This is a genomic window from Nevskia sp., assembly GCF_023266035.1.
In the GTDB taxonomy this organism is placed as follows: Bacteria; Pseudomonadota; Gammaproteobacteria; order Nevskiales; family Nevskiaceae; genus Nevskia.
In genome coordinates this window covers 1-5,859 of sequence record NZ_JAHFRY010000194.1, presented here as the reverse complement: position 1 = coordinate 5,859, position 5,859 = coordinate 1, and the positions used below count along the sequence as shown (strand labels likewise).

Here is a 5,859-nt window from a genome sequence, read left to right as displayed (position 1 = left end):
GCGGATCAGCGCACTCTGAGCTTTGTCACTCGCCCAAGCTCTCGGCCGGGCGAGTGACGAAGCTCAGAGTGCGCTGATCCGCGCTTCCTGCTCGGAAAGCGTCGCCAGTTCTGCCTTCTGCTGAGCGACTCTCGCCCGCTCCTTGTCGATCACCGCGGCCGGTGCGCCGTTGACGAACTTGTCGCTGGCCAGCCGCGCCTCGTTCATCTTCAGATCGTTCTCGAGCTTGGCCTTCAGCTTGGCCAGACGCGCGAGTTCCGCAGCCTTGTCGATCAGCCCGGCCATCGGCACCAGGATCTTCATGCTGCCGAGCAGCGCGGTGGCCGACTGCGGCGCTTCATCGGCCGCGCCCAGCACGCGAATCGATTCCAGGCGCGCCAGGAAGCTGACCGAACTCTCGAAGCGCGCGATGCGCTCGGCATCCGCTGCGCTGGTGTTCTGGATCAGCACCGGCACCGGCTTGCCCGGCGGGATGTCCATCTCGCCGCGAATCTGGCGGACGCCGAGCATGAAGCCCTTGAGCCATTCGACATCGGCCTCGGCGGCTTCGTCGATGCGCTCCGGGTTGGCGACCGGATACGGCTCCAGCATGATCGTCTTGCCGGTCTTCTGAGCCAGCGGCGCGACCTTCTGCCAGATCTCTTCGGTGATGAACGGCATGATCGGATGCAGCAGGCGCAGCCAGACTTCGAGCACCCGCACCAAGGTGCGGCGGGCACCGCGCTTGGCCAGTTCGTCACTGCCCTGCATCACCGGCTTGGTCAGTTCCAGATACCAGTCGCAGTACTCGTTCCAGATGAACTGATAGAGGCTCGCCGCGAGCAGATCGAAGCGATAGGCCTCGAAGTGCGCAGCAGCTTCGGCTTCGAGTTTCTGCAGCCTGGAGATGATCCAGCGGTCAGCAGTTGAAAGCGTCACTTCACCATCGAGCGAGACCGCGGCAGTCGCCTCGCCGGTCTCGGCGTCGAGCGCGCCGACATTGATCAGCACGAAGCGCGAGGCGTTCCAGATCTTGTTGCAGAAGTTGCGATAACCCTCGGCACGCGCAGCGTCGAAACGCACGTCGCGGCCATTGGTCGCGAGTGCTGCGAAAGTGAAGCGCAGCGCGTCGACACCGACCGCTTCGATGCCCTTCGGATAATCCTTGCGCGTCTTGGCTTCGATCTTCGGCGCCGTCGCCGGGTTCATCAGGCCGGTGGTGCGCTTGGCGATCAGCGCATCGAGCGTGATGCCATCGACGACGTCGAGCGGGTCAAGGACATTGCCCTTCGACTTCGACATCTTGTTGCCTTCCGGATCGCGCACCAGGCCGGTGATGAATACGTCCTTGAACGGCACGTCCTGCTGGAAGTACTGGCCCATCATCACCATCCGGGCGACCCAGAAAAAGATGATGTCGAAGCCGGTGACCAGAACGCTGCTCGGGTAGTACTTCTTCAGCGACTCGGTGTTCTCAGGCCAGCCGAGGGTGGCCATCGGCCAGATGTCGGACGAGAACCAGGTGTCGAACACGTCTTCGTCCTGCTTCAGCGGAACGCTCGCAGCCAGGCCGTGCTTCGCCCGCACTTCGGCTTCATCGCGGCCGACATAAACCTGCCCGGCACCGTCATACCAGGCCGGAATGCGATGCCCCCACCACAGCTGGCGCGAGATGCACCAGTCCTGGATGTTGTTCAGCCAGTGGAAGTACGTGGTCTTCCAGTTGTCCGGCACGAAGCGGATGCGGCCGGACTCCACCGCGTCGATCGCCGGCTTGGTGATCGCCCGCAAGCCGCCGTTGCCGGGCTGGCCGTCATGGCGCGTTTCGCGGATCAGATCGACGAACCACTGATCTGTGAGGTAAGGCTCCAGCACCGCACCGCTGCGATCGCCGCGCGGCACTTTCAGCTTGTGGTCGACGATCTTGTCGACGAGGCCGCGCGGATAGACCGGCTTGCCTTCTTCGGTGCTGGTGATCGGCGCGGACGCCGTGCTGTCGGCCAGGGCTTCGAGATCGGCGACGACCTTCTTGCGGGCCAGGACACGGTCGAGGCCCCGATAAGGCTCGGGCACGTCATCGTTGATCGCCGCCGCCTTGGTCAGCACATTGATCAAGGGCAGCTTGTGCCGCTGCCCCAGCGCGTAATCGTTGAAATCATGCGCCGGCGTGATCTTCACGCAGCCGGTGCCGAACGCCGGGTCGACGTAGTCGTCGGCGACGATCGGAATCTCGCGATTGCACAGCGGCAGCATCACGGTCTTGCCGACCAGATGCTGGTAGCGCTCGTCTTCCGGATGCACGGCGACGGCGGTATCGCCGAGCATGGTTTCCGGGCGCGTGGTCGCTACCACGATGTAGTTCAGCGTTTCACCTTCGGCGTTGACGTAGGTCGCGCCGTTGGCGAGCGGATAGCGGAAGTGCCAGAGCTTGCCGTTCTCTTCTTCCTGCACCACTTCGAGATCAGAGATCGCGGTCTGCAGCACCGGGTCCCAGTTGACCAGGCGCTTACCGCGGTAGATCAAGCCGTCTTCATGCAGACGCACGAAGTGCTCGACCACCGCCTTCGAGTAGGCCGGGTCCATCGTGAAGGCTTCGCGGCTCCAGTCGACGCTGGAACCCATGCGGCGGATCTGCTGGCTGATGGTGCCGGCGGAGTACTTCTTCCATTCCCAGACCTTGTCGAGAAACTTCTCGCGGCCAAGTTCGGCGCGTGAGGGTTCGCCGGCGAGCTTCAGATTGCGCTCGACGACCATCTGCGTGGCGATGCCGGCGTGATCGGTGCCCGGCTGCCAGAGCGTGTCGAAGCCGGCCATGCGGTGATAGCGGGTCAGCGCGTCCATCACCGTGTGCTGGAACGCGTGACCCATGTGCAGGGTGCCGGTGACGTTCGGCGGCGGGATCATGATCGAGTACGGCTTGCCGCTGCCGCTCGGCTGATAGCAGCCATCGGCTTCCCAGGTCTGGCACCACTGGGCTTCCACGCGGCTGGGGTCGAACGTCTTGTCCATGTCAGGGTCGTCGGGTCTTCGGTGCCGGCTGCGTCGGGCGCAGCGGCACTGGGTCATGAGTAAACGGGAGCGGGATTGTAAGGCTTGGCGTGCGCCGGCCTGAACTGCGTCTTCAGGCCGGCTACTTGAACCGCGTTACCGGTGGTGGCGAAGCCGGCTGGCAGGACGGGCCACGGGTGACCTCGATGCCGGCAACGGTGCCGTCGCGGTCGATCACGGTGACCTGGTCGCGGTTCTCGCAGGCGAAGCTGATCGTGTTCGGGCGCTGTTCGCAGAACAGGAAGCGCTCGCTGCTGTGCTCGGCGCCGCTTTCGTCGGTGTAGTTGCCGGTGCGGCGGCTGCAGGCGAAGCCCAGGCCGGAGAGTTTCGACTGGGCCTGCGCGATGTCCATGCCGTAAGGCAGCGCATCCCGAACGGCCTGGCGCTTGGCCGGCGACGGCGTGGTGCTGAACAGGCTGCAGGCCGGCAGCAGCAGCGCGAGGCTGATCGGCAAGGCGCAGCGGATTGCCACCTGAAAAATGCGGGACATGGTGGCTCTCAGAGATTGTGGGTCGCGAGTTCGTAGCCGCGATCGCGGTAGAACTTGTAGCGCTCACGCGACTTGCTGCGCGCGGACGGATCGGCGTCGACGATTTCCAGCACCCGCTCGAAGCGGCTGAAGAAATCGGGCACGTCGAGCCCGAGGTTGATCATCACGCCGTCATAGCTGGCCGGCGGTTCGCCGGCGCCGATCAGCACGGCCGGCAGCGGTTCTTCGAGGCTCGTGCCCTGGCGTTCATGAGCGATGAAGCCGCCCTGGCGGAAGCTCCACAGCGCGCTGTCCAGTGCTTCGGCCGCGGCGGCATCCGGCACGTAGGCGTAGACGCGCTTGCCACCCGCGGTGGCCTTGTCGCAGAGCTTGCAGGCGGTCAGCACGTGGCTGGTCGCGGCGGCGAAGTCGTCGGACAGGATGTAGAAATCAATACGCGTCACTTGGGGGTCACGGATAGGCGTCGGCGAAGGGCGCGCAAAGGATACCGGTTCGCCCTGCCCGGCCGGCTCGGCCCGGCGATGCGTCGACCAAAAAAATGGGCGACCCGTTGCCGGATCGCCCATCGCAAGCTTGCTCGACCGTGCCGTCACCGGCTTGGCTGACCGGAGGATCAGCCGTGAAGGCTTCGGGGAAGCCTTCAGTCCGGAGGTGGCCGATCAGTTCGCGTCTTCGAGTTCCTTGATCTGCTGCTCGGCCTTCTCCTTGGTCAGGCCGTACTTCTCCTGGAGCTTGCCGACCAGCACGTCGCGCTTGCCGTTGACCAGGGCTGCATCGTCATCCGTCAATTCGCCCCACTTGGCCTTGATGTTGCCCGTGAGCTGCTTGAGCTTTCCCTTGATGATGTCTTCGTTCATGTGAATTTCCTTTTCGATGGGGGGTTTTATGGGTAGCGGAGCCGAGACTCAGCGGCTGGCAACCTTCAGCGCGTCGGCATCGACCTTCTTGACGCCGCCGGTGCCGCTGGCGATGGCGATGGCGTTCTCGCGCTCGCGCTTGCTGGCCACTTCGCCGCTCAGGATGACCTTGCCGTCCTGGGTGGTGACATTGATCGCTGTGCCCTTGGTCGTCTCGTCGGCGATCAGCGCGGCCTTCAGCTTGGTGGTGATCACCGTGTCGCTGATCGCTTCGCCGGCATCGCTGGCAACGCCTTCGGCGTTCTTGGCGATCGAATCGAGCGCGGTCGGCGCGGCGATGCGGTTGTCGATGCCTTTCACATCCGGCGTGGCGCGGGCCAGTTCTTCAGCTGCGTTCTTGGCATCGCTGCCCTTGGCCGTGCCGCTGAGGGTGACGATGCCGTTATTGGTTTCAACCGAGATATCCGAATCGGAAACCCGGGCATCGCTGCCGAGGCGGCCCTTCACCGAGGCGGTGATCGCGGTATCGGAGATCGCCTTGCCCAGCGTGGCGCTTTCCTTCGGCGCATCAGCAGCCGCGCTATCGGAAACCTGGCCCGGCGGCACCGACTTGCCGCAGGCGGCGAGACCGAAAGTGACGACGACGGCGGCGACAATCAGCGGGTTCGAGTTGCTACGGATATTGAAGTTCATGGGTGTTTTCCTAGAGATGAATTTTTAGAGACTTTTTGAGGGAAGGGGTTTTGAGGCGTTTGCAGCTAAGGCATCAGAGCTTGGCGCGGCGGCCGAAGATCAGAGACACGATGGCCAGCACGATGAAAACCAGGAACAGCACTTTCGCGATGCCGACCGCAGTGCCGGCAATACCGGAGAATCCGAGCAGGGCCGCAATCAATGCGATGACAAAGAAAACGACGGCGTAATGCAGCATGAGAAAACTCCGGTGCGATCGGTCTGGATCAGGCCCGCCTTCTCGATGGCAGTCCCGGCACACCGCCAATCGGCGTGCTGTACCCAATACATCTCATGCTTCGTGCCAGAAATTTATTTGTTATTTTTCAAAAGCTTGTGCTAATCCGCCGGACCATGCTCGGGATGGATTGCAAGATGTCGTCGATCCAAGCGGGCAAAATGCAAGAAATACATTCGGCCACTCGCGAGCTGGATGGCGCTCTTGATCGCGCCAATCGAGGGTGCCGTTGGGGATGGCGAGACCGAGACCGGACGCTCGTCGTCGATGCCGAAGTTGCCCTGCTGAAGACCTTCCGCTGCTGGCTCGAAGACCACGGCCGCATCGTCGCCGGGCAGGACGCGATCCGCATCGAAGTCCGCGGCGAAGGCATGCGCTACCGCCCGCTCAGCCGCATGTTCGAGCCCTTCGTGCAGTCAGGCCGCGTGGCGGGCTGCATCGAGGTCGCCTCGCAGCGCGCCCAAGGCGCGCGCTTCATCGTCAGCCTGCGTGCCGGACGAGGCTCAGGCGATCCG

General features: G+C 63.7%; 7 protein-coding genes. 1 reads left to right on the top strand and 6 read right to left on the bottom strand.

What is annotated here, in order from left to right; all coding sequences use genetic code 11:
• Positions 1 to 63 precede the first annotated feature (63 nt).
• From Q0D45_RS20390 to Q0D45_RS20365, 6 genes are all read right to left on the bottom strand, one after another.
• Positions 64 to 2,988 (bottom strand): valine--tRNA ligase, encoded by a 2,925-nt coding sequence (locus Q0D45_RS20390; protein WP_293397425.1) that lies wholly within the window; start codon positions 2,986 to 2,988, stop codon positions 64 to 66.
• Between the two features lie 121 nt (positions 2,989 to 3,109).
• On the bottom strand, positions 3,110 to 3,517 hold the full coding sequence (locus tag Q0D45_RS20385; protein ID WP_293397423.1) for a hypothetical protein: 408 nt from the start codon (positions 3,515 to 3,517) through the stop codon (positions 3,110 to 3,112).
• 8 nt (positions 3,518 to 3,525) lie between these two features.
• On the bottom strand, positions 3,526 to 3,960 hold the full coding sequence (locus tag Q0D45_RS20380; RefSeq protein WP_293397420.1) for a DNA polymerase III subunit chi: 435 nt from the start codon (positions 3,958 to 3,960) through the stop codon (positions 3,526 to 3,528).
• A 216-nt stretch (positions 3,961 to 4,176) separates the two neighbouring features.
• The gene (locus Q0D45_RS20375) at positions 4,177 to 4,374 is read right to left on the bottom strand and encodes a CsbD family protein (RefSeq protein WP_293397417.1); all 198 of its coding nucleotides are present in this window, start codon (positions 4,372 to 4,374) and stop codon (positions 4,177 to 4,179) included.
• Between the two features lie 48 nt (positions 4,375 to 4,422).
• The gene (locus Q0D45_RS20370) at positions 4,423 to 5,067 is read right to left on the bottom strand and encodes a BON domain-containing protein (protein ID WP_293397414.1); all 645 of its coding nucleotides are present in this window, start codon (positions 5,065 to 5,067) and stop codon (positions 4,423 to 4,425) included.
• Positions 5,068 to 5,140: 73 nt separating this feature from the next.
• Positions 5,141 to 5,305: a DUF1328 domain-containing protein gene (locus Q0D45_RS20365; RefSeq protein ID WP_022975781.1), complete on the bottom strand. Its 165-nt coding sequence runs from the start codon at positions 5,303 to 5,305 to the stop codon at positions 5,141 to 5,143.
• Positions 5,306 to 5,400: 95 nt separating this feature from the next.
• Between Q0D45_RS20365 and Q0D45_RS20360 the strand changes: the two genes are divergently transcribed.
• Positions 5,401 to 5,859 (top strand): hypothetical protein (locus Q0D45_RS20360; RefSeq protein ID WP_293397408.1); only part of this gene is annotated, 459 nt, incomplete at its 3' end.